This is a genomic window from Actinoplanes sp. TBRC 11911 (assembly GCF_012933445.1).
In the GTDB taxonomy this organism is placed as follows: domain Bacteria; phylum Actinomycetota; class Actinomycetes; order Mycobacteriales; family Micromonosporaceae; genus Actinoplanes.
Genome location: NZ_JABBNC010000002.1, coordinates 396,616 through 418,835 on the forward strand (window position 1 = coordinate 396,616; position 22,220 = coordinate 418,835).

Annotated in this window: 21 protein-coding genes and 1 tRNA gene; 7 read left to right on the forward strand and 15 right to left on the reverse strand. The window is 68.6% G+C overall.

Annotation, left to right across the window (positions count from 1 at the left end; all coding sequences use genetic code 11):
- Positions 1 to 3: 3 nt before the first annotated feature.
- From HH310_RS04940 to HH310_RS04990, 11 genes are all read right to left on the reverse strand, one after another.
- On the reverse strand, positions 4 to 825 hold the full coding sequence (locus tag HH310_RS04940) for a carbon-nitrogen hydrolase family protein (RefSeq protein WP_169174167.1): 822 nt from the start codon (positions 823 to 825) through the stop codon (positions 4 to 6).
- The gene (locus HH310_RS04945) at positions 818 to 2,107 is read right to left on the reverse strand and encodes a hypothetical protein (protein WP_169174168.1); all 1,290 of its coding nucleotides are present in this window, start codon (positions 2,105 to 2,107) and stop codon (positions 818 to 820) included. The genes HH310_RS04940 and HH310_RS04945 overlap by 8 nt, the downstream gene beginning before the upstream one ends.
- Positions 2,104 to 3,150, reverse strand: a complete 1,047-nt coding sequence (locus tag HH310_RS04950; protein ID WP_169174169.1) for a ThiF family adenylyltransferase — start codon at positions 3,148 to 3,150, stop codon at positions 2,104 to 2,106. Before HH310_RS04950 ends, HH310_RS04945 begins: the two co-directional genes overlap by 4 nt.
- 125 nt (positions 3,151 to 3,275) lie before the next feature.
- Positions 3,276 to 4,190 carry a sucrase ferredoxin gene (locus tag HH310_RS04955; protein WP_169174170.1) on the reverse strand — a complete coding sequence of 305 codons (915 nt, stop codon included), beginning with the start codon at positions 4,188 to 4,190 and terminating at the stop codon, positions 3,276 to 3,278.
- 11 nt (positions 4,191 to 4,201) lie between these two features.
- On the reverse strand, positions 4,202 to 5,440 hold the full coding sequence (locus tag HH310_RS04960) for a cation:proton antiporter (protein ID WP_169174171.1): 1,239 nt from the start codon (positions 5,438 to 5,440) through the stop codon (positions 4,202 to 4,204).
- Positions 5,437 to 5,994: a DUF6218 family protein gene (locus HH310_RS04965; protein ID WP_169174172.1), complete on the reverse strand. Its 558-nt coding sequence runs from the start codon at positions 5,992 to 5,994 to the stop codon at positions 5,437 to 5,439. Before HH310_RS04965 ends, HH310_RS04960 begins: the two co-directional genes overlap by 4 nt.
- A complete protein-coding gene (locus tag HH310_RS04970) occupies positions 5,991 to 7,559 on the reverse strand; it encodes an amino acid adenylation domain-containing protein (protein ID WP_169174173.1) in 1,569 nt (522 codons plus the stop codon). The genes HH310_RS04965 and HH310_RS04970 overlap by 4 nt, the downstream gene beginning before the upstream one ends.
- Positions 7,560 to 7,583: 24 nt before the next feature.
- The gene (locus HH310_RS04975; RefSeq protein WP_312033836.1) at positions 7,584 to 9,350 is read right to left on the reverse strand and encodes a 2-isopropylmalate synthase; all 1,767 of its coding nucleotides are present in this window, start codon (positions 9,348 to 9,350) and stop codon (positions 7,584 to 7,586) included.
- A gap of 182 nt (positions 9,351 to 9,532) precedes the next feature.
- Positions 9,533 to 11,251: an AfsR/SARP family transcriptional regulator gene (locus tag HH310_RS04980; RefSeq protein WP_169174174.1), complete on the reverse strand. Its 1,719-nt coding sequence runs from the start codon at positions 11,249 to 11,251 to the stop codon at positions 9,533 to 9,535.
- A 418-nt stretch (positions 11,252 to 11,669) separates the two neighbouring features.
- Positions 11,670 to 12,653 (reverse strand): DMT family transporter, encoded by a 984-nt coding sequence (locus HH310_RS04985; protein ID WP_169174175.1) that lies wholly within the window; start codon positions 12,651 to 12,653, stop codon positions 11,670 to 11,672.
- A 22-nt stretch (positions 12,654 to 12,675) separates the two neighbouring features.
- A complete protein-coding gene (locus HH310_RS04990; RefSeq protein ID WP_169174176.1) occupies positions 12,676 to 13,107 on the reverse strand; it encodes a DUF2000 domain-containing protein in 432 nt (143 codons plus the stop codon).
- A gap of 49 nt (positions 13,108 to 13,156) precedes the next feature.
- On the opposite strand from HH310_RS04990, the gene HH310_RS04995 reads away from it, so the two are divergent.
- The 6 genes from HH310_RS04995 to HH310_RS05020 all read left to right on the forward strand — a co-directional run bounded on the left by HH310_RS04995 (position 13,157) and on the right by HH310_RS05020 (position 17,750).
- Positions 13,157 to 13,972 carry an AraC family transcriptional regulator gene (locus HH310_RS04995; protein ID WP_312033837.1) on the forward strand — a complete coding sequence of 272 codons (816 nt, stop codon included), beginning with the start codon at positions 13,157 to 13,159 and terminating at the stop codon, positions 13,970 to 13,972.
- Positions 13,973 to 14,050: 78 nt separating this feature from the next.
- The gene (locus HH310_RS05000; protein WP_169174178.1) at positions 14,051 to 15,001 is read left to right on the forward strand and encodes a chlorinating enzyme; all 951 of its coding nucleotides are present in this window, start codon (positions 14,051 to 14,053) and stop codon (positions 14,999 to 15,001) included.
- Positions 15,002 to 15,029: 28 nt separating this feature from the next.
- Positions 15,030 to 15,272: a phosphopantetheine-binding protein gene (locus HH310_RS05005; protein ID WP_169174179.1), complete on the forward strand. Its 243-nt coding sequence runs from the start codon at positions 15,030 to 15,032 to the stop codon at positions 15,270 to 15,272.
- A gap of 62 nt (positions 15,273 to 15,334) precedes the next feature.
- Positions 15,335 to 16,612 (forward strand): aminotransferase class I/II-fold pyridoxal phosphate-dependent enzyme, encoded by a 1,278-nt coding sequence (locus HH310_RS05010; RefSeq protein ID WP_169174180.1) that lies wholly within the window; start codon positions 15,335 to 15,337, stop codon positions 16,610 to 16,612.
- On the forward strand, positions 16,609 to 17,364 hold the full coding sequence (locus tag HH310_RS05015; protein ID WP_169174181.1) for a thioesterase II family protein: 756 nt from the start codon (positions 16,609 to 16,611) through the stop codon (positions 17,362 to 17,364). The genes HH310_RS05010 and HH310_RS05015 overlap by 4 nt, the downstream gene beginning before the upstream one ends.
- Positions 17,365 to 17,375: 11 nt before the next feature.
- Positions 17,376 to 17,750, forward strand: coding sequence for a cupin domain-containing protein (locus HH310_RS05020; protein WP_169174182.1), 375 nt, complete (start codon positions 17,376 to 17,378; stop codon positions 17,748 to 17,750).
- A gap of 539 nt (positions 17,751 to 18,289) precedes the next feature.
- On the opposite strand, the gene HH310_RS05025 is transcribed toward HH310_RS05020, so the two are convergent.
- The 3 genes from HH310_RS05025 to HH310_RS05035 all read right to left on the reverse strand — a co-directional run bounded on the left by HH310_RS05025 (position 18,290) and on the right by HH310_RS05035 (position 20,716).
- The gene (locus HH310_RS05025; RefSeq protein WP_169174183.1) at positions 18,290 to 18,628 is read right to left on the reverse strand and encodes a hypothetical protein; all 339 of its coding nucleotides are present in this window, start codon (positions 18,626 to 18,628) and stop codon (positions 18,290 to 18,292) included.
- Positions 18,629 to 19,053: 425 nt separating this feature from the next.
- Positions 19,054 to 19,127 (reverse strand) — tRNA-Met (locus HH310_RS05030).
- A 119-nt stretch (positions 19,128 to 19,246) separates the two neighbouring features.
- The gene (locus tag HH310_RS05035) at positions 19,247 to 20,716 is read right to left on the reverse strand and encodes an MFS transporter (RefSeq protein WP_169174184.1); all 1,470 of its coding nucleotides are present in this window, start codon (positions 20,714 to 20,716) and stop codon (positions 19,247 to 19,249) included.
- Positions 20,717 to 20,818: 102 nt separating this feature from the next.
- Between HH310_RS05035 and HH310_RS05040 the strand changes: the two genes are divergently transcribed.
- Positions 20,819 to 21,190: a MarR family winged helix-turn-helix transcriptional regulator gene (locus tag HH310_RS05040; RefSeq protein WP_169174185.1), complete on the forward strand. Its 372-nt coding sequence runs from the start codon at positions 20,819 to 20,821 to the stop codon at positions 21,188 to 21,190.
- A gap of 10 nt (positions 21,191 to 21,200) precedes the next feature.
- Here the strand turns inward: HH310_RS05040 and HH310_RS05045 are convergent, their stop codons facing one another.
- Positions 21,201 to 22,208, reverse strand: coding sequence for a translation initiation factor 2 (locus tag HH310_RS05045; protein ID WP_169174186.1), 1,008 nt, complete (start codon positions 22,206 to 22,208; stop codon positions 21,201 to 21,203).
- Between the last annotated feature and the right edge of the window lie 12 nt (positions 22,209 to 22,220).

The following is a 22,220-nucleotide window of genomic DNA, read 5'->3' on the forward strand; positions in this document are numbered from 1 at the left end:
CTGTCATCCGCGGGCCTCGATCAGGCCCCACGGCTGCACGGCCCGGTAGGACCGCAGCCGTGCCAGCGGTACGTCCACCACCGCGGTGACCGGTGTTCGGCCGGCGCGCCACGCGACCAGGTCGCGTGGCACTCCGGCCTCGTCGAACGCGATGCCGTCGCAGACCAGCGAGCCGCCGCCCATCGGAGCTCCCGCGTAGTTGGCGACCGCGACCGCGTACTTGTTCTCGAAGGACCGGGTGCGTACCTGTGCGTCCCGGATATGGCACAGCGGCCCGGCGTTCGGCACCAGCACCATCTCTGCTCCGGCGGCCGCCAGCGCCCGGCCGGCCTCCGGGAATACCCGGTCGTAGCAGATCATCACGCCGGTCCGCACCACGCCACCACCGGGGCGCGGAAGGTCGGCCACCGGGAATCGAGAACCCGGCAGCAGGGCATCCTCGCCGGCGAAGCGCGCCAGATTCACTTTGGTGTAGCGCAGGAGAACCATGCCGTCGGCACCGACCAAGGCGGCACAGTTGGTCAGTCCCGCACCCTCGACGCCGAGGTAGGTGGCCACCACCGCGACGTTCAGCTCGCCGGTCAGCCGGGAAAGGCGCGCGAGGAATTCCTTCCCGGCCCGGTCCGCCGCGGCACGGAAGGCGGGCGAACCTGCCTCGGCACGAGTGGGCAGCCGGTAGCCGGTGTTCCACAGCTCCGGCAGCACGATCAGCTCCGCACCGGCCTCGGCCGCGTCGCGCACGAGCCTGGCGGCCTCAGCGGCCGCGGCCGGCGGTTCAGGCGCGGGCTGCTGCACCACGCCGATGCGCAGCGAATCCTCAGCCAACGGTCTGCTCCGTCCGAAGCGGACGGCGCAGGACTTGCGGCAACGCCAAGCCGATTGTCTCGGTCAGCACGCCACCGAACACCGCGAGCGCCGCGCAGGTCACGCCCGGTAGGCCTGCGGCGACCAGGGCGGCCAGCACGACGGCCAGGCCGGTCAGGTGCACGCCGACGCCGTACGAAAGGATCCGGGTGCGCCCGGTCGCCATGGTGGTGGCTCGCAGATAGCCGCGCACCACCCAACCCGCCGGAATCAGCAGTGTCCACAGCGACCCGGCCAGCGCCACGTCCAGTGCATGATCGTCCAATCCGGAAAACCCGCTCATATACCAGTCGCGCAGCGGAGTGAACAGCGCGATCCCGTACCCGGCGGTGACCACGCACACGAGCAGCGTCCCGAGCCGGCGCGGCGTGGCGTCGGCCGGGTCCCGGAGCAGTGCGGCTGTGCTCACCGTCTCGTAGTCGGCCGTCGGGCCGGTGAACAGCGACAGCAAGCCGTAGACAATCGGCCACGCGGCCAGCGACGACAGTGAGCCGGCCGCGTACCCGATGCCGATCGTGGTGAGCAGCTGCGGAACCATGTTCAGCACCCGCACCGCGGCCAGCGGCAGGTGCGCGGTCCCGATGGATCGCAGGCCGGTCGGCGGTGCGGTGTCGCGGCCGGTGTCGATGCGGCGCAGGCGCATTGCCAGCGTGGTCGCCTCGGCGCACGCGCCGAGGGTTAGCGCGAAGGCGCCGACCACCGCGCCGGAGGACACGAACGGCGCGACGCACCAGGCGAATGTCGCCGATACGGCCAGCCGGACGCCGGTGGCCACACCGATGCCGCCCGTTGCGCCGGCCGCGACGAGCCGGCCGTGCTGGAAGCGTCGCGAGGCCACCGCCACGGACGCCGGCGCGAGTACGAGCAGTGCCCAGCCCGCGTCGCGTGCGGTGGCGGCGTCCAAGTGGAAAAGGGACGTCAGCAGTGGCCGGCACAGCCCCACGGCCGCCACGACGACGGCGGCCGCGATGCCGAGGGCCACGGCGTAACGGCGGACGCTGCGGCGTGCGTACCGGCTGTCGAGGATGACCACCAGCGGCGCGAGGGCGAGTGAGGGACCATTCACCACGACGATGACGGCGACCGCGATGCCCAGCGCCGCGACAGCCTGCGTGGTTGAACCTGACCGCGCCACCGCGGCGGCGACCACCGGGATCTCCAGCACGAGCATGCTGGAACCAAGGCTCGTGGGCAGCCACTGCCACCAGAGCTTGCCCAGCGACGAGGTACGCACGTTTGTCACGCCGCCCGTCGCTCCAGCCGATACGCCTCGCAGCGGCAGCCGGGCCGGAAGTCGTACTCGGTGAAGGTGAAGGTGAGCGAGTCGGTGTTGACGTACAGGCTCTGTCCGCTGGTGCGGGTTTTCTCTTTGGCGCCGGACAGGAGTTGAAGCACCTCGTTGACGGCGATACCGGCGAGCATCGCCACGGTGGAACCGGTCAGCGCCGCCGTCTCCTCGTGCCGCAGGATGTCGAAGCCGTAGATTCCCGCGCACTCCCAGCACGGCGTTACACCTGGAAGCATGGTTGGCCCGACCCGGGCACCCTTGTCGGTGGCGCCGATCGACGTCAGCGGTACCCCCGTGCGAAGACTGGCCAGATTGGACCAGGTCGCCGCCAGTTCGCGCGGCCGATCGAAAGCGTGCACGAAGAAGTCCGCGCCGTCGATGAGCTCGGCCAGGTCATCCGCCGACTGGATCGTCCGGTCATGGGCGGTGAAGGCGGTGCGCGAGTTCTGCCGGAAGAGGTGCCGGCGCAGCGACTCCAGCTTGTGCGAGCCGACGTCCTCCTCGTCCAGGGTGGCGTGTGTCGGCAGGTTGTCGACCGCGAACGTGTCGAAGTCCACCGCCTCGAGGTGCCCGACGCCGGCCGCGTTGAGCAGGCGAAGCAGTGTCGTCCCGCCGGCGCCGGTGCCCACGACCACCACCCGGGCGTCGCCGATACGCCGCTGGCCGTCGAAGCCGGACCAGCCTGGCCGGTCGAACAACCGCAGGTAGTTGATCTGGCGGCTCCACCGCTGCGCCACGTCGACGTCGAGACCGTCGGTGTCCTCGACACTCTCGAGGACACCGACGCCGGCCAGCCCGCTGAGCCACTCGTCGGTGTCGGGATATTTCGTCCGCAACTGCTCGACGGCCGCGGTACCGTCCAGGCCGACCACGAATTCGACCATCTCGGGCGTCGGGTCAGTGATCCGCACCTTGTCGGGACCGACCCCGATGAACAAGTGATTCTCGTCCTGCCGGTGATAGACCCGCAGGAAGGGCTTGAGGCGAGGGTTGCTCACGGTGTCCTCCGCTGTGTCACACGGGTCGGTGGGGGCCACGAGCGCCCCCACCGCGCAGGTCAGATCTGGTTGCCGTGCCACTCCTTGACGAGGCCCTCCTCGTACACGCGCTCGATAGTCATCGCTCACCTCCTTTCGCTCGCCGCCCGGATGATCGGGCAAGGACCATGCTCCGGTGTCGATCCTCGATCGGTCCCCGGCCGGTCCTCGTGCTGCCCTGGGCCGGTCACCCCGACCGCCTCGTACCGCAGGCCGGACTGGCCGCGCGGGTGAACCGTCACGCGGTACGTCCCGCGCGTCGTAAGCACCTCGACGAGCCGGTGCCCGGACGCGTCCGCCGGCCCGATACCCGCCACCCGCACCGACTCGACGGCGTCGAGCCCGGTGACCCGCCGCACCGCCCACTCGGCCGCCTGCGCGTCCGGCGGGAGCCCCGCCCGGCCGCGGTACCGCGGCAGGACGATCCGCCCGCGGTCGGCCGCCTCGACCAGGGCCGGCAACTCCGCCACGGCCAGGCCCCGGTAGTAGACACCGGCCGGCAGCCAGACCAGGTTGGCGGCGAATCGGCAGCCGCCGACGTGCGTGGTCTCCCAGGCATGGCCGCCGGCTGTGGCCGTGGCGGCCCGCGCGACCGCCGTACCGGAACTGCCGCAGGCCGCATTGCGCTGCGCATTTGTGCAGACCAGGAATATCGGCCCGGTCAGCGGCGTGCCGAGCCCGGACGGTCGCCCCGCGGTCAGCGCGGCAGCGATACTGGGCAGCCGGCCGGTGAGTTGCTCGCGGTGTACCTCCTCGATCAGCGGAACACCGCCGGCGAACGACGAGACGAAGCACCGGCCCGTCTCCGTGCGCCGGCTTCCGTACCGGCGGATGAGATTGATTCGCAGGCCGTGCTCGGCGGCGGCGGACCGCACCCGGGCGGGCAACCCGGGCACGGTGCGCTCCACTGAGGAACTCCACGGACCCGGATGCTCGATCAGCAACCAGCCGCGCAGCACGGGCACCTCGAACCGGATGCCGTCCCGTTCGGGCGGAGGCATCCGTGCCTCCCTCAGCCCGGCGATGAGGTGACGGCCGCCGCGCTCGGCAGCGGCGCGGCTTCGGCGACGGCGTCGAGGCGGGACAGCCGGCGTAGCGCTGGTGCGGCCATCATCGTGGTGACCAGCGCCATTACCACGAAGACGGTGAACAGCGTGGCGTCGATGACACCGAGCTGCAGGCCGACCGTGAGGATGACGATCTCGGTCAGGCCGCGGGTGTTCATCAGCACGCCGAGCGACCACGCGGCCGGCCAGCCTTCTCGCATGGCCCGCGCGGCCAACGTGGTGCCACCCAGCTTGCCGGCGACCGACACCGCCGTGACCAAGGCCAGTACCCCGAGCGTCCGCCAGCTGCCGAGCTCGTCGATGCGCGTGGACATGCCGACCACCACGAAGAACATCGGTAGCACGAACGCCTCGACTACGCCGATCAGCCGCACCCGGACCGCCTCCTGCCAATCCGGCCGGCGTGGCAGCACCAGGCCCGCCAGGAAACCACCGAAGATCGCGTGGATCCCGATGGTCTCGGTGCACCAGGCCCCGAGGAACGCCACGGTCAGGGCCGCCCAGAACGGCAGCCGCGGCATCCGGGCCAGCAGCGGCCGGACCACGCCGAACATGAGCAGGACGAAGGCCAGGGCGCCGACGACGTGCAGGGCCACCTGCGCGGGGCTGCCGTTGCCGGCCACCGCCACGACGACGGCGAGCAGGCACCAGGCGATGACGTCGTCCACTGCGGCACAGGTGATGGCGATGACGCCGACGCGGGTGTGTGTCAGCCCGGTCTCCTGGAGGATCCGCGCCAGCACCGGGAACGCGGTGATAGCGGTGGCCGCGCCGAGGAACAGGCTGAAGGCCACCCGGCTGTGTCCGTGGCCGAAGTCCGGATAGAGCGGAAAGGCAAGGACAACGCCGAGGACGAACGGGAACGCCACCGACACCAGGCTGATCACGAGCGAGCGGCTGCCCTGCCCGCGCAGGTGCCGCACGTCCAGCTCCATGCCGACCAGCAGCATGAACAGCACCAGCCCGAACTGGGCGAGCACCTGAAACGCGGCGATCACGCCGGGCGGGAAGAGCACGTCGCGGGCGGCCGGCCAGAGCATTCCGAGCACGGTGGGTCCGAGCAGGATGCCGGCGATGATCTCGCCGACCACCCGGGGCTGACCGGCCCGGGCCAGCAGCCAGCCGACCAGCCGCACGACGAGGATCACCACGCCGGCGGCGAGCAGCACTTGCGTCGTGGTCACGGCAGGTCCTCCGATACGGGTTCGCGCCCCAGCCACCGCTGGAGCGGGGACGGTTCGTCAGCCAGGCCGACGCGGGTGGACCATGCGCGGGTCGCCCAGCCGATGAGCCGGCACGTCTCCAACAGATTCGCCACCACAGGGCAAGGGTCATGTCCGGTGAACCGCTGCGGCGGCGCCGCCACGCTGGTCCGGTCGCGGACCAGGCTCACCAGCTCGTCGACGTCGAGCACGTCAGAAGGGCCGTAGCCGGAGCCTGGCAGGCCGGCCTGCCGGGCAAGGTGCGCCAGCACGCCCCAGCCCGTCGCCGGACCGCGCCCGGCGGGCCGCCCGTACCCGCCGGCCGCGAGTAGTCGTTGCGCCACTGCCGCGTCCTGCTCCGCGAGATCCACGGGAAACAACCAGCCCGCCTTCGGCTCCCCGGACAGGTCGGTCCACCACAGGGCGAGGGACTCAGCGCCGGCCTCGTCAGCGCCGGTTGCACAGACCACCAGCCGGTCGTTGGGGCTACGCCGGTGGTGGCTGTCCAGCAGTTGCACGACGGCTGGGCCGTTCACGACTGAGCCCCAGCGGCCGGGACCAGGTCCGCGAGCCGCCGTCGGTCTATCTTCCCGTTCGGGCTGAGCGGGAACTCGTCCATCGGGATGAACCTCTGGGGCACCATGTTGCGCGGCAGCACGCCGAGCAGGTCGCGACGCAGGGCCGGGAACCGCAGGGCCTCGTCCTGCGGAATGACGAAGGCGGCAAGTTCGACCTGGCCGTCCATGGCATGCACCGGCAGCACCGCGACGTCGCTTACTCGCGGGTGCCGGCGAACGGCGTGCTCGATATCGCCCAGGTCGATGCGCATGCCCCGGACCTTCACCTGCGCGTCCGCGCGGCCCACTACGACCAGTTCACCGGTGGGCCCGACGTAGCCGCGGTCGCCGGTGCGGTAGATCCGGGTCGGCCGGCCGCCGATGTCGGTGGTGAGGAACCGGAGATGGTCGGCGGGCACCGCGTTGAGATAGCCGGCGCCGACGCTGATCCCGCTGATGCAGATCTCGCCGGTCTCGCCGTCGGGCACCTCCTTCAGACCCTCGTCGAGCAGGTGGATCTCGGTGTTGTAGACCGGTTGGCCGACCGGTAGGGCACCCGACGCGTACGCCGGGAAGTCGACCATGGGATGCGAGCTCGCCACGTCCGTGCACTCGGCTACGCCGTACTGATGCAGCAGCAAGCAAGCGTTGCCGGCCCGGGCGGCCCAGTCGGCGACCCGCCGGGCGTTCATCGGCTCGCCGCCGATGAACACGTACCGTAGCGCGTGAAGCGCCGCGCCGCCGGTCGCGACCTCCCGTTCGATCAGCAGGTAGAGGGTGCTTGGTGCGCAATGCAAGGTGCGCACCCGGCGGTCGCCGATGATCCGGTACGCCATGCTGATGTCGAAGCTGCGGCTGGGCAGCAGGTGCAGGGTGGCACCGCAGAACAGCGGCGCCATGAGGCTGCGCTGGGTGATGTCGAACCCGAACGAGCTGATCATCAGGTCGCTGGAGCTGGTGTCCAGCTCGTACTCGATCCGGAGCCAGGTCAGCAGGTTGAACCAGCCCTCATGGCGCACCGCGACTGCCTTGGGCACTCCGGTGGAGCCGGAGGTGAACACGGCGTAGCAGATGTCGTCGCCGGTCAGCTCCAGGACCGGATCGGTGTCGGGGTGATACTCCGCGGCCGGCGTGGACAGGTCGACGATCTCCGCCGGCAGCGAGGCGACCAGCTCGACGGTCGAGGCGGCCGAAAGTATCAGCGACAGGGCGTCGAGCTGGGAGACCATGACCTCGAGGCGGTCACGAGGGTAGGTCGGGTCCAGCGGCACGTAGGCGGCGCCGGTCTTGAGAATCGCCAGGATCGCCTCCATCAGATGCAGGTTGCGGTCGATGCAGACGCCGACGATGACGCCGGGGCCGACACCGCGGGCCGCGAGCCGGTGCGCGAGGCGGTTCGCCCGAGCGTTGAGCTCGGCGTACGTGAGGCTCTCGTCGCCGCACGTCACAGCGATCTGGCCGGGGTTCGACCGGGCGTGCCGCTCGAAGGACCGGTGCACCACGGTGTCGTCGGGCAGGGGTACGCGACGGCCGATGATGGTCATCGTCTCTTCTCCTTGGCTTTGCGCTCAGGCACGGACGGCGCGGTTGACGGCGGAGAGGATCGCGCCGAGCTCGGCTTCGCCCGGATCCTCGGCCAGGCCCACCCCCCACACCACCTCGTCGTCGGCGGTCACCCGCACGTACGCCGCGGTGCGCGCGGTTACGCCGTCGTCCGCCAGATGGCGGGAGAGCTCTTGAAGGACGATCGGCCGTACCGAGCCGGACAACGCCGCCGCGAAGGCAGACCCGACGCCGCCGCCCGTGCCGCCGACCCTCATCTCGCGGCCGTCCGGAAGGGCGACCAGCGCCTCGACCCGGTAGCCGTCGCCGGTCTTCTCCGTCTGCGCGTCCTTGAGCACCATCCCGGTGTGCGGCTGGAGATACTCGTCACGGAAGATCTCCCACAGGCGCCGGCTGTTCAGCTCGACCCCGGACTCGTCGGTGACACGCTGTACGACGCGGGCGAACTCCACCCGCACGTCGCGCGGGAGGTCGAGGCCGTGCCGCTCGGCGAGCAGGTGCGCGATGCCGCCCTTGCCGGACTGGCTGTTGACCCGGACCACGGACTCGTACGTGCGGCCGACGTCGTGCGGATCCAACGGCAGGTACGGCACCTCCCAACGCTGCTCACCGACCGGTCGGCCGGCCCTCTCGGCGGCGCCGCGCACGGCCGCGAAACCCTTGGCGATGGCGTCCTGGTGAGTACCGGAGAAGGCGGTGAAGACCAATTCCCCCGCGTACGGATGGCGGGCCGGGACCGGCATCTGGTTGCACTCCTCGACCGTGCGCCGTATGTCGTCGATGTGCGAGAAGTCGAGCTGCGGGTCCAGGCCGTGGCTGAACAGGTTGAGCGCGAGCGTGGCGAGGCAGACGTTGCCGGTGCGCTCCCCGTTGCCGAACAGTGTGCCCTCCACCCGGTCGGCGCCGGCCATGACGGCGAGCTCGGCCGAGGCCACGGCGGTGCCCCGGTCGTTGTGCGGGTGGACCGAGAGGATGATCGACGAACGATTGTCCAGGTTGCGGTGCATCCACTCGATCTGGTCGGCGTAGAAGTTGGGCGAGTCGGTCTCGACCGTGGTCGGCAGGTTGAGCGTGACAGGCCGGTCCGGGCAGGCATCCCACAAATCGGCGACCCGGTTGGACATCCGCAGCGCGAAGTCGGGCTCGGTGACGTTGAAGGTCTCCGGCGAGTACTCGAACCTGATACGGCCGGGCATCGCGTCGGCGAGCCGTACCACCTCCCCGGCAGCGGCCACGGTTACGCGTTCCAGCTCGTCCGGCGACAGCTGGAACACCACGTCACGCCACAGGCAGGCAGTCGCCATGCAGAGATGCACCATGGCCCGGTCGCAGCCCTGGATCGCCTCGAACGTGCGGGCGATGAGGTCGGGCTTGGCCGGGGTGAAGACGGAGATCGTGACGTCGTCCGGAATCCGGTCCTCGGTTATCAGCGTGCGGACGAAGGAGAACTCGGCCGCGCTCGCTGCGGGGTAGCCAACCTCGATGTCCTTGAAACCCATGCCCACGAGCACGTCGAACATCGCGCCCTTGCGATACGCGTCCATCGGGTCCGCGAGCGACTGATTGCCGTCGCGAAGGTCGACCGAAGCCCAAAGTGGAGCGCGCTCGACGGTCTTGCCTGGCCATTCGCGCTCGAGGGGTGTGCTCGGCAGCTCGATGCGGTTACGCAGATAACGGCCCACGGGCATGGCCGACGCGCGTTGCGGGTTCCACCACGGCTGCTCCGGGGAAACAGGCCCTGAGGGGGTGGTGAGGCGCGGCTGGACGAACACTTCGGTCCACCTTTCTTCACGACACAGAGCCGCCTGCAGGCGGTTGGGAGTCACCGTCAGAACTGTGCGCCGCGTTGTCCTCGCCGGGTCCTCGATCCGGCCTTGAAAGCGAATTCACGGACACAAAAATGCCCGCCGGTGCCCGATCGAAATCGGGCCCGGCAGGCGGTGGAGGCGAGCATTCAGGCCAGTTGCATCGAATAAGCGCGCACCAGCTCATTCATTCGGTAAAGTCCGTGACCGGTCGCGTCCAGCAGGTGGGAGTCGACGAGGCTCTCGAGCAACCGTGCGGCTCGCGAGACGGAAAGCCCGGCACGGGCCGCGACGTCGTCGGGCTCAATTTCCGTGCTGTCGAGGCCGCCCAGAATGCGGAACAGCCGCTGGTGTTCGGAATCGAGCTGGTAGAAGGACATATCGAAGGCGTCGGTCAGCCGGCAGCTTTCCATGCTGAGCTCGGCCAGCCGGGACCGATCGTCCGCCAGCCGCGACGCCAGATACGACACGCTCCAGGCGGTGCGGTGCCGCAGTCGTATTGCCGCGGTGCGGATGGCCAGCGGCAGCCGCCCGCAGTGCCGCAGTATCTCGTCGACGGCCGCCGTCTCGGTGATCGGCCGGTCGTCGCCGACCACGCTGCCGAACAGGTCCCGGCCGGCCGCGATCGTGAACTCCGCCAGTGAGAGCTGGCTGGTGGAGTGCAAACTGGACAGCCGGGACCGGCTGGTGACCACGGTGAGGCAGCCCGGCACACCGGTCAGCAGCGGCGTGATGTGCGCGGTGTCGGCGGCGTCGTCCAGCACGACCAGCACCCGCTTGCCGACCAGCCGGTTGTGCCACGCCGCGCGGCACCCCTGGAGGTCATCGGGAATCGCCTCGGCCGGTACCCCGACGGCACGCAGCAGCACGGCCAGGGCCTGCAGTGCGGGCAGCCGCCGCCGCCCGGCCGCGTGCGCCTGAAGGCCGACATAAAGCTGGCCGTCGGGATAGGACGCGGCCAGCCGGCGGCCCAGGTGCAGCGCGAAGGCCGTCTTGCCGACGCCGGCCATTCCGTCGACCGCCACCACCGCCGGCGGCGGCGTGCTTTTCCCGGCGCCGGCGTGCCGCAGTAACGCCCGGACGACGAGATCCTCCTCGGTGCTGCGGCCGGTCAGAGGCACGGTGTCGCCGGGCAGGTTGTGCCAGGGCAGCGACAAGTCGGGCAGCCCCGGCGCGGAGGGTAGCTCGCTGGCGAGGATGCGCAGGTTGAGTTCTCGGAGCTCTGGCTCAGGGTCCACGCCCAGCTCGTCACGGAGCAATCGGCGTGTTGCGTCGAAGACCTTGAGCGCCTGCGCTCGGGCACCGGAGCGGCACAGCGCGATCATGAGCTGAGCCACGAACCGCTCCCGGAACGGGTTCTCCGCGACCGCGGCGGTCAGCTCGCCGACCAGCGAGGCGTGCTGGCCCTGGTCCAGCTCGAGGTTGATGCACTGCTCAAGGACGGTGAGACGCAGCTCCTCGATGCTGGCCACCTGCGAGCGCAGCACGGGGCTGGTCAGGCCGGCCAGTGCCGGGCCGCGCCACAACGAGAGGGCGGCCCGTAACGACCCGGCCGTGCGGGCTGGATCCATCTCGGCCCCGCCCAGCTCGACCCGCCGGGTGAAGTCCTCGAGATCGAAGCCCGAGCCCGCGCGGTCGAGCCGGTAGCCGTCGCCGGCTGGCCGGATCGTGACGCCGGAGCGGGCCAGAACCTGACGCAGGTTCGACACCGCGTTGCGTACCTGCTTGGCCGCTGTCGGGGGAACGGAATCGCCCCAGACGGCGTCGATCAGGCGAGACAGAGGGACCGGCTTGTCCTCGGCGAGCAGGAGCATGGCGAGGACGGTCTGCTGCTTGGCTCCGCTGATTCGAATGGTCGTGTCGAACACCTGACATTCGAGAGGACCGAGAACACGGAAAATCGCAAACGACACGAATTACCCCCGTGGATAGGCGATTCATCGCCCTGGAATAGACGCCCGATGGTTGAGCGGCCTCGATGCCGCGCATTTCCGGTAAGGACGAGCCGGATGCGAAGCAGACTCGTTCTGCACTTGGCACGTTAAACCGAACATCAAATGCTGTCAATTCCAGTGGTGACCGCGATGGCCCCGGGGGACTACGTGAAGTGACCGGATTCATGCAAGTTGCCGATCGAAGATCACGGTACGTAAGGAAAGGCGTGAATTTCTCACTTCCGACCCTCCCATGGAATGGGACTGTCCATTGAGGTCGGTCGAAACAGAAGAAACGACGAATGCCCGCCCCGCCGCAAAGGGCGGGACGGGCATTCAGGGGTGAACGCGGCTATCGGACGTCGCCGGCGCTCTCCAACTCCCGGGTGGAGGGGACCCGGGCGCTGCGGCCGGCGACGGCCCGCGGATTCACCGCGAGCAGCGCGCCCATCAACATGATCAAAGAACCGATGATCTGCCACGCCGTGAACGACTCGCCGAGGAACAGCACGGAGCAAGCGATGCCGAACACTGGCACGGCGAACATCATGACGGTGGCCGTCGAGGGACTCACCTTTGACAAGCCCCGATAGAAGAGGAGGTACGCGACGGCGGTCGGACCGATGGCCAGATAGATCACGTTGGCCAGGACGGTGCCACTCAGCGCACCCCAGTCGGTGTCCGAGACGGCCGGGACCGCGAAGATCAACAGGAACAACGCGCCGATCGTGGTGGCTACCGTGGTGGCGCGCAGCGGGTCCATGCCGACGAGCACCCGCTTGGAGGCGATGCTGTACGCCGCCCATGCCACCGCGCCGAGCAGGAACAGCAGCTCACCAGCGATCCGGGAACTGCCGAGCCCGCCGACTTCGTCGATGCCGAGAAAGAAGACCAGGGCGCCGAGCAGGCCGAGCACCAGGCCCACGGCCCGGGACCGCGTCGTGCGCTCGGCCCGCGTGACCATCAGTGCTCCCGTCGTTAGCACCGGGCTCAGCACGGGCACGATGATGCTGCCATCGATCGACGGCGCCTTCGTCAGACCCCAGAAGAAGAACATGTTGTATGCGAACACGCCCAGCAGGCCGACGAGGCCGCACCGGACGACCTGCCGCCAGGACAGCCGCGGCGCGTCCGGACGACGCCGGCTCATGGCAGCGGCGATCACCAACAGGATGAGTGCGCCGCCACCGAAGCGCAGTACGGCAGCCACCTGGTGCGGAACCTGCTCCACGACCACCTTGGAGCTGGCGAAGGCGCTTCCGAAGAAGGCCATGGTCCCCAGCAGCGACAGGTAGGCGTCGACCGGCACGGGTGAGCGGCCGGAGTGGTTGTCCATGAGAGTCCGTTTCCCGAGCGAGTCAATGATGCATGCCGGCGCCCTTGAGCACCTTGTCCACGGCGTTCTTCGGGCCGTAGATCGCCATGCCCACCAGGTCCAGATTCCCGGTCGTGACGGCACGCACCGCCGCGCGGTTGTCGCGGTCGTTGTTGGTGGCGAACAGGTCCGACGTGAAGACGGACACCGGCAGCTCACGGCTGAGGGCGCGGCCGTGCGCCGCGAGGAGCATCTCCTTGCCACCCTCGAAGATCAGCACAGGCTGCCGGAACATCGGCAGGTACCGCATGTCGTCCGCGTCCTCGTAAGGCTCGCCGATCACCTCCGGCACCTTGGTGCCGATGCCGCTTACCAGGAACGCCGTGATGTTGAGGCGCTGCCAGGTGAGCAGGTCATCGCGCAACAGGACTGCGATTTTGGTGTCGAACCGGACAGGTGCGTCGTCGGATGGCATGCATCGATGATCGGTCAGCCGGCCACCAGCCGTCTTGTACGATTTTGACGTGGCAGGTGTTCCGGGAGCCGAGATCTCGGCTTGGCAGCCGCGGCTGGACGGCGTGCTCGAGGTGTTGCACGCCCGCTTCACCAACCACGCCTACCCGATGCATGCGCACGACTCCTGGACTCTGCTCATCATCGACGACGGCGCCGTGAAGTACGACCTCGATCGACACGAGCGCGGCGCTTTCGGTGACCTGGTCACCCTGCTACCACCGTTTGTGCCGCACAACGGCGCCGCGGCCACCCCACTCGGCTTCCGCAAACGGGTGCTCTACCTGACGCCCGACCGCCTGCCGTCCCGCCTGGTCGGCGCCTCGGTGGACGATTCCGGATTCGCCGACCCGGCCTTGCGTCACCGCGTCTCCCGCCTGCACCGCCTCATCCGCGAGCCTGGCGAGGATCTCGAGGCCGAGAGTCACCTGGCCGACGTGATCGAGCGGCTCCGGGCACGGTTCGGCTTCCCCGCTCTGCCCGACCGCCTCGATCGCACGCCCGCGTACCTGCTGCGCGACCTGCTCGAGGAGCACGTCGTCCCGGGCATCTCCCTGAAGCAGGCGTCCGCCTCGCTGCATTTCAACCCGGCATATCTGGTGCGCTCGTTCAGCCGCGAGTTCGGCATGTCGCCGCACCAGTACCTGATCTCGCGCCGGGTTGATCTGGCCCGCCGGCTCATCCTGGCCGGCGATCCACTGTGGTCGGTGGCCGCCGGAAGCGGCTTCTACGACCAGCCGCACCTCGACCGGCACTTCAAACGGATCCTCGGCGTCAGCCCGACCGGCTTCGCCGGGCGCAAGGTAGCGACGTCGAGGAGCGGCTGAGGACCGCCCGAGGACGTCCCTTTCTACGTTCGCGTCGCTGGTTGATCAAAGCGGCGCAACGTGAGGAAGTGAGACCGGATGACTGCGACTGACTACCCGACGCCGGCGGCTAACATCTCCGCCAACGCGGTGGTCCCGGACGATATCAAGGCGGACATCGAGAACTTCGCCAAGGACGGATTCACCGGCCCGATCAAGCTGTACGAGCCCGACGAGGCGGCGGCGCTGATCCGTGAGATCCGGATCAACAACCACGACACCAGTAAGGCGCTCTACCGCAACAGCGTGAACTACGACCGGCACTTCGACATTCCGGAGCTGAGCCGGCACGTCGCGCATCCCACGATCATCAAGTATTTGAAGGCGATCCTCGGGCCGGACATCCTGTGCTGGCGTACCGAGTGGTTCCCGAAGTTCCCGGGCGCCAAGGCCACCGAGTGGCACCAGGTCCGCGACTACAGCTACGCGAACGGCAAACCACAGCTGCTGCCGACCGAGTCGCAGTGGAACGCGTACATCGACATCACCGTATGGACGACATTCACGCCGGCCACCAAGGACACCGCCTGCATGAAGTTCGTCAAGGGTTCTCAGCGCGACTGGATCTTCGACGAGCGCAAGGCCACCGACCAGGGCCGCAACGACTACAACGTCGAGCAGGCGAACACCGGCTTCTTCGGGTACGACTTCTCCGACTTCGCGGTCGACAAGAACTGGGAGCCGAATCCGGAGGACGTCGTCGAGGTGGAGATGAAGCCGGGCGAGGCGGTCATCTTCACGGCCTCCTGCGTGCACGGGTCGACGCCGAACAACACCGAGCGCGAGACCCGCTTCGCCATCGCCGGCCGGTACGTACCGACCCACGTGCGGGTGTACCCGGACCAGGACTCGTTCACCGCGCACGGCGCGACCTTCGACCTCGCCGAGTACGGCAGCGTCCTGGTAGCCGGCGAGAACCGCTACGACCACCACCGAATTCGCGCGGCCAACAACCACGACGTGCCGTTCGCCTGGCCGGCCAAGGGCTGACCAGGATCCACGCAGAAAGGACACCGACGTGACACAGGACAAGGTCTACGAGATCTGGCGCCGAGAGCTCAAGCTCGGCAGCTTCTCGATGGACGACGACTTTTTCATGCTGGGCGGCCACTCGCTGATCATGACGAGAATCCAGCATGAGATCGGCACCGAGATCGGCGTCGAGGTGCCGATGGACGAGCTGTTCCGCAAGTCGACGGTCGCCTCCATCTCGGCCTACATCGACTCGCTCGCTGCCGCTCCGCAAGGTAGCGCGGCCTGATCGCCGGTCCCGGTGCCGCACCGTCGGGCGCGGCACCGGGTGACCTCGACGAGGAAGGTTCCATGCTCCTATCGACCTTCGGCCGCCGCCTGAGCGGCCGTTCCGGCATCCGCGCCATCATGGACGACATCGCGGACGTGGCCGCCGACCCGTCCGCCACCGGCCGCTGGGTCAATCTGAGTCCCGGCAACCCGTCGGCGATCCCGGACGCGGTCGAGGCCTGGCAGCGGCTCACCGCCGACGCGGTCTCGGCCGACTTCACCGCGACCAGCTGTTGCTATGGCCCATCTCGCGGCTACGGCCCGCTGGTCGACGCGATCGTCGAATACTTCAACGACCGGTACGACTGGGGCATCACGGCCGAGAACGTGGTTGTCGGCCCCGGCAGCCAGCTGCTCTGCTTCGCGGCCGCCTGCTTGTTCACTGGCCCGGGTCCCACCGGCTTCCGCCGTCTCGTGCTGCCCGCGCAGCCCGACTACGCCGGCTACCAGGGGCTCACCCTCGACGCCGACGGACTGACCGGCATACCGGCCCGGATCGTGCGCACCGGCGAGCATCTGTTCCGGTACGCCGTCGACCTCGACGCCGTCCGCCGCACACCCGACATCGGCATGTTGCTCGTGTCCAGCCCCGGCAACCCGACCGGCCGTGCGCTTGAGCGGGACGAGTTGGACGGGCTGGTGGCGATCGCCGCGGACCGCGACATTCCGCTGCTTGTCGACAACGCGTACGGGCAGCCGTTCCCCCTCGTGGTCGAGACGCCGGTCGCGCCCGTACGGCACCCGTCGGTGCTCAACAGCTTCACCTTCTCCAAGGCCGGCTTGCCCGGCGACCGGCTGGGCTTCCTGATCGGCGAACCCGAGCTGATCTTCCCGATCGTCTCGTACCTCGCCAACACCGCACTGCATGCACCCCAGCTGGTGCAGTCGGTGACCGCCCGTGCGCTCCGGTCACGGGAGATCGACACGCTGGTCGAGAAGACGATCTCCCCGTACTACCGCGCCAAACGCCAGTTCGCCGAGCGCGCGTTGAGCGACGCCCTGCCCTCTGACATGAGCTGGCGGCTGCACGAGAGCAGTGGCGGAATGTTCTGCTGGCTGTGGATGGACCACGACTGGTTCGACGACCACGAGGCGTACGAGGCGCTGAAGCGCCTGCGCGTCTTCGTCGTGCCCGGCCACCACTTTTTCGTGGCACCGCGCGGCGGGTTTCCCGCGGGCGACCACGGCACGCGCTGCCTGCGACTCAGCCTGAGCCCTGACGAGGACACCATCGCCGAGGGCATCGCCCGGCTCGCCGAGGTGCTGCGCGAGCAGCGCGCCAACGGAGACCGGTCGTGAGCCGATGGCTGCGACGCCACGCCGTCGCCGGGAACTCGGTCCGGCGCCTCGTGTGTTTTCCGCACGCCGGCGGCACCGCTGGGGCATACGCGCCTTGGACGCGCCGGCTGCCCGCGGGCACCGAGCTGGTCGCCGTGCAGTACCCGGGCCGCCAGGACCGCATGCTCGAACCGTGCGTCGAGGACATGCGCGAGATGGCCGATCGGATCACCGCCGAGCTGACCGGTCTGCTCGACCTGCCGATGGCGATGTTCGGGCACAGCATGGGCTCCGCGATCGGCTACGAGGTGGCCCTGCGCCTGCAGCGCGACCATGACTTCACCGTGGCAGTCCTCTTCGTGTCCGGCCGCACCAGTCCGCACCGGATTCCCGGCGAGCCCCGCCACGGCTTCTCCGACACCGAGCTGGTCAACGCGATGAACGAGCTGGGCGGCCCCGACGTCGAGGTGTATCGCAACGCTCAGCTGCTGCCGCTGATCCTGCCACCGCTGCGCTCCGACCTGCGCCTGCTGGACGGGCATCGGCCGCGCATCATGGAACGGCTGGACACGCCGATCATCGCCTACGGTGGCGACGCCGACTTCACCTGCCCGATCGACGACCTTTTCCACTGGGACGACGCCACCACCGCCGGCGTCCACGTGCAGGCCTACACGGGCGGCCACCACTTCCTCCGAACTGCTGAGACGAGGGTGTTGGTAACCCTGGGCCGGCAGCTGCTGGCCGCCACCCCATCGAAACAAACCTCATAGGAGTCCTGATCATGGCATGGCCCGATGTCCCGGTTAACTTCCAGGCCAAGCACGCGCTCTTCGACGATTATTGGAAACCTCGCACCGTCGCCGAAACCAACGGCTACGAGATCCGAGTAGCCAAGTTCAAAGGCGAGTTCGTCTGGCACCATCACGCCAACGGCGACGAGACCTTCGTCATCACCAGCGGTGTCCTTCAAATCGAGATGAAGGACCGCGAGACCGTGACTCTCCACCCTGGCGACCTCTTCGTGGTCCCCGCCGGCTTGGAGCACCGCCCCGTCAGCCCCGGCGGCTGCGACGTGATCCTCCTCGAGCCCCCCAACACCCGGAACACCGGCAACCGTACCGACCACGACCTGACCACGGACAGCCCGCGCATCTGACATTTTCCGGCTTTTCAGGACGCGGATTCGGTTGGCCATGCCGCGGCGGGCCACCTCGGTGTCGTAGGCGACGAGCTCGAACGGCGTCACCCAGCAACGCTCCCGCACCCGATGTCGCAGCAACCCCCAGCGCCGCCAGCACCACCCGCGCTCGTTCGTCGTCATCGCCCCCAGGCGGCGCACCCAGCCCGTGATGGCTGGAGTTGCTCGGTGCTGCGAGGTCTTTGCTCGGACCATGCCCGGATAGAGATTGAAAACGCGGTCCGTCACGACGACGGACCGCCTTGGAGAGTTGCGCCCACATATCGACCAACGACCACAACTCTCCAAGGTCTACGAAACGCCGGGGAAACTGGCGGAACAAAAACGCGAGAGCGGAGAAAAGACGCTCCACTATGGACGGGTGTCTCACATTGCGGACGCGCCGCCACTATGTGGTCGCCGGTCCCGGACAGCGGACACGGATCCCACATTATGGCCTCGTAGGGCGGCGCCGGCAGCAAGTCGATCAGGGAAGAGACGTCTGACGCGAAGGATCTCTAGACCCACAGCTCGTACTTGTTCAGCGTGTGAATGGCGTGAACGACGATGAAGACGGCCACCGCAAGGCACAAGAACATCGACGGGACAATGAACCAGGGAACCAGTTGCTTAGAACTGCCGTCGGTGAAGTGGCAGACCGCACTAGGCAGGAAGAGGTGCTGGTCGACCCCGGTCACTTCATGCGCGTTGATGTCCTTGGCCCCACACCAGAAGTCCCACTCCAGCAGGTTGAAGTAGCTGTCGTCGAAAGTCCCCCAGCACCAGAACATGACGGAGCCGAACAGTGCCACCGTGGTCCTCAGGGCCGCCGAAACAACGACCTTCTTAGCGGTCATGCCCCGAGCGCCGTCCGTGTCCCCCCGAATGTCAGAATCCGAGCACATCACGTCCAAATCCGCGTGGAAACCCCACCCACCGAGTGCGACCGTAGACAAGAGACACACACAGCACGACCGCCCCGGGGCCCCGCCACCCTAGGGCACAACCACCACCAGCCGCGCTCCCGAACCCCACCAACCGCAACCAACAGCAGCAGAGCGCCATTGCACCGTGGGTGAGCGCAACCAGCAGCAGCAGAGCGCCCCCCGCACCGTGGGTGAGCGCAACCAACAGCAGCAGAGTGCCCCCCGCACCGTGGGTGAGCGCAACTGACAGCAGCAGCGCAACCACCGCAACGTGGGGTCTGGGGGCTCGGCCCCCAGGCAGAAATGCGAAGAGTCCCCTGTCCGCGCCTTCCGCGGACAGGGGACTCCCAGACTCGTAGCGGGGACAGGATTTGAACCTGCGACCTCTGGGTTATGAGCCCAGCGAGCTACCGAGCTGCTCCACCCCGCGTCGGTAGAGACAACAATACCGCGCGGGGTGGAGGGGCCGGCGACCGGGTCAGGTCACGGGTGTTGGGCTGCTGGGCCGCCGGGGCTGCGTTGCTCCCGGGGCCCGGGTTTCGCTGCTGGTCAGGCGGCGGCCTGGACCGCTTCCGCTTCCGCCTGGGCGTTGCGGCGGCGACGGGCCGCCAGCGGGACCAGGTTGAGCAGCAGCCCGGCCACCGCGACGCCCGCGACCAGGTTGACGCCGGCGTGGAAGTGGGTGAACGAGCCGCCGGTGCCGTCGATCAGGCCGGTGACCACGGCGAGCACGATCGCGGCCCCCACCTGGCCGCTGGACTGCACGAGGCCGGAGGCCAGGCCTTGCTCGTGGTTGGCGATGCCTTCGGTGGCCTGGGAGAGGATCGCGCTGAAGCCGAACCCGAAGCCGAAGCCGAGCAGGATCAGCGACGGCAGGATGACCGACGCGTAGCTCGGGTCGGAGTGGCCGCGCCAGACGATCCCGAGGTAGCCCAGCGCCAGGGACACCATCGCCAGGATGATCAGTGGACCGGTGCCGAGCCGGGTGATGAGCCGGCCGGTGATGGGCGAGCTCAGGACCACGATCACGCCGACGGGCAGCAGCCCGACGGCCATCCGCAAGGGTGCCCAGTGCAGGTCGTCCTGCAGGTACAGCGTCATCATGAACTGGAAGCTGAAGTACGAGCCGAGCAGCGCCACCATGCTGAGATTGGCGCGTACGAGTGACCCGCGCCGCAGGATGCCGAGGCGCACGAGCGGGTGCTTCACCCGGGTTTCGATGAAGACGAAGCTGGCGATCAGGGCGAGCGCGATGACGAACGAGCTGATCGTCACCGGGTCGGTCCAGCCGCGAGCGGGTGCGGAGACCACGGCGTACACGATGAGCAGGGTGCCGGCGACCAGGGTGACCGCACCGCCCAGGTCGTGCTTTCCGCCTTCGGCCGGACGGTCGCGGCGGATCAGGAAGATGCCGACGATGAGCGCGGCCAGGGCGATCGGGACCGGAACCAGGAAGTTCCAGCGCCAGCCGATGGTGGTCAGCAGGCCGCCGATGATGAGCCCGCTCGAGTAGCCGCTGGCGCCGAAGACCGTGAAGATCGACAGCGCCTTGTTGCGGGCCTTGCCCTCCGGGAAGGTGGTGGTCAGGATCGACAGGGCGGTCGGGGCGGTGAAGCCCGCGGCCAATCCTTTGACGAAACGGGTCGCGATGAGCAGGCTGCCGTCGTTGACCAGCCCTCCCACCAGGGACGCGACGGTGAACACGCCGAGCGCGATCAGGAAGACCTTGCGCCGGCCGAGGAGGTCTGCGGTGCGCCCGCCGAGCAGGAGCAGACCGCCGTAGCCCAGGACGTAGCCGTTGACGACCCACTGCAGGGACGTCGTCGACAGGTGTAGTGAGGATCCGATGGACGGCAGGGCCACGCCGACCATGGAGACGTCGAGGCCGTCCAGGAAGAGGACGACGCAGAGCACCGCCAGAACGCCCCAGAGTCGTGCGTTCCAGCGCACTTCCGCCGATGCGGATGCCGCCGCTGCTGGAGTGTTCGCGGAGACGTTGAGGGATTCGGTGTAAGACACGCGGCCGAGGTTATATGCGTGTGCATCTAATGTCCAAGCATATGAGGTGGGCTCAACTTATGCGTGTGCATCCAAGCCGTTCGGCGAGGTAGGATGCCCGCCATGGAGGCAGAGTTGACTCTCATCAAGCAGTGGCACGGCCTGCTGTCCAGCTATAACGAGGTCGCCTCCCACCTGGAGCGAGAGCTTCAGGAACTGCACGGACTCTCGCTCAGTGACTTCGAGACGCTCGACCGTCTCAGGAGCCGAGAGCACGACAAGTGCCGCATGCAACACCTGGCGAGTGACATGTACCTCAGCCAGAGCGCTCTGTCCCGCACGGTGGCGCGCCTGGAGAAGAGCGGTTTCGTCGAGCGTAGCTTGTGTCAGGACGACCGCCGGGGTGTCTACGTCGAGCTCACCGACGCCGGGCGCGAGCGGCATGCGGAGGCCAGTGCGACCCATTTAGCGGTCCTGGCCGAGCACCTGAAGTAAGGATCAGATCTCAGCGCCCCCTGGGCGCATCGTCGGAGCGACGCTGCGAGAGCAGGCCGCGGCCTCGTGGTGCGTTGCCGGCCATTCTTGCGGCCGTACGCCTCGCCGCCTCGGCCCGGCTGGGCGGCGGCTCGGCGGCCGGCGGCTCGGCGGCGGGCGCGGCGTAGGGCGACAGGTTCCGTGTCTCCCACTCCAGGCTGTTCGCCTCGGAGACCAGCTCGGCGACCCGCGCGGCCAGGTCGGCGGCGCGCGACGCCAGCTCGACCGGGTCGGGATGATGCTGGCGCGGCACCCCGGGTGAGTTCCACCGCAGCGCGACGGTCGTCTCCCCGGAGTCGTCCGGGCCGCGCGAAGCGGACGCCGGCTCCGAAAGGGCCGGCTCCACACGAGCGGGCACCGGCTCCAGAAGAACGGGCCCCGGCTCCAGAAGAACCGGCAGGGCCGGCACGGGCCGTGGCGGCTCCTGGATGTGCAGCGCCCCGAGAAGCGTGACCGTCTGCCCCTCGCCACCCTGGTAGTTGCTGAACTCCGGGCCGATCACCAGACGCGAGAGCACCCGGGCCTCGGCCGCGGTAACGCCCAAATCGTCGGCGTGCTCCACCCGGTAACGCGCAATTGCCTGACGCAGCAAATTCGCGAGACGATCCGCGTCGCCGACCGTTGCAAGATCGCCTCCGGCGAATACGAGTGCCGGAAATGTCTCGTCCGGCCCAGCACATACCAGCTGAATCTGGGTCGCCGTGGCGGAGCGGCCGGAATCCCGGCTGCCGGGCTGCACGCGAATGTGCTGGGGCCACACCCACCGCAGCTCACCGGTGCCCAGCGTCGTCGCGTCGCGATAGATCACCCGCTCGTCGGTGACCGCGATTTCGGTTTCCTCGCCAAGCGTCCACCGCGGCAGCGAAGCGGGTAGCTCGAAGGCGTACTCGGCGACGGCGCAATTGCCGCTCCAGAGCACGCGTTCGCCCGGCCCCAACATTTCGCCGCCCGGTGGCGACAGGAAAAATTTGTCGGACATGCGCAGCCTTCC

What these genes read in the sequence shown, in the direction of transcription:
- HH310_RS04985 (WP_169174175.1), bottom strand. Translation starts at nt 12,653, where the DNA reads ATGGACAACCACTCCGGCCGCTCACCCGTGCCGGTCGACGCCTACCTG.
- HH310_RS05045 (WP_169174186.1), bottom strand. Translation starts at nt 22,208, where the DNA reads ATGTCCGACAAATTTTTCCTGTCGCCACCGGGCGGCGAAATGTTGGGG.
- HH310_RS05000 (WP_169174178.1), top strand. Translation starts at nt 14,051, where the DNA reads ATGACTGCGACTGACTACCCGACGCCGGCGGCTAACATCTCCGCCAAC.
- HH310_RS05010 (WP_169174180.1), top strand. Translation starts at nt 15,335, where the DNA reads ATGCTCCTATCGACCTTCGGCCGCCGCCTGAGCGGCCGTTCCGGCATC.
- HH310_RS04955 (WP_169174170.1), bottom strand. Translation starts at nt 4,190, where the DNA reads ATGCCTCCGCCCGAACGGGACGGCATCCGGTTCGAGGTGCCCGTGCTG.
- HH310_RS05025 (WP_169174183.1), bottom strand. Translation starts at nt 18,628, where the DNA reads ATGACCGCTAAGAAGGTCGTTGTTTCGGCGGCCCTGAGGACCACGGTG.
- HH310_RS04990 (WP_169174176.1), bottom strand. Translation starts at nt 13,107, where the DNA reads ATGCCATCCGACGACGCACCTGTCCGGTTCGACACCAAAATCGCAGTC.
- HH310_RS04970 (WP_169174173.1), bottom strand. Translation starts at nt 7,559, where the DNA reads ATGACCATCATCGGCCGTCGCGTACCCCTGCCCGACGACACCGTGGTG.
- HH310_RS05020 (WP_169174182.1), top strand. Translation starts at nt 17,376, where the DNA reads ATGGCATGGCCCGATGTCCCGGTTAACTTCCAGGCCAAGCACGCGCTC.
- HH310_RS05040 (WP_169174185.1), top strand. Translation starts at nt 20,819, where the DNA reads ATGGAGGCAGAGTTGACTCTCATCAAGCAGTGGCACGGCCTGCTGTCC.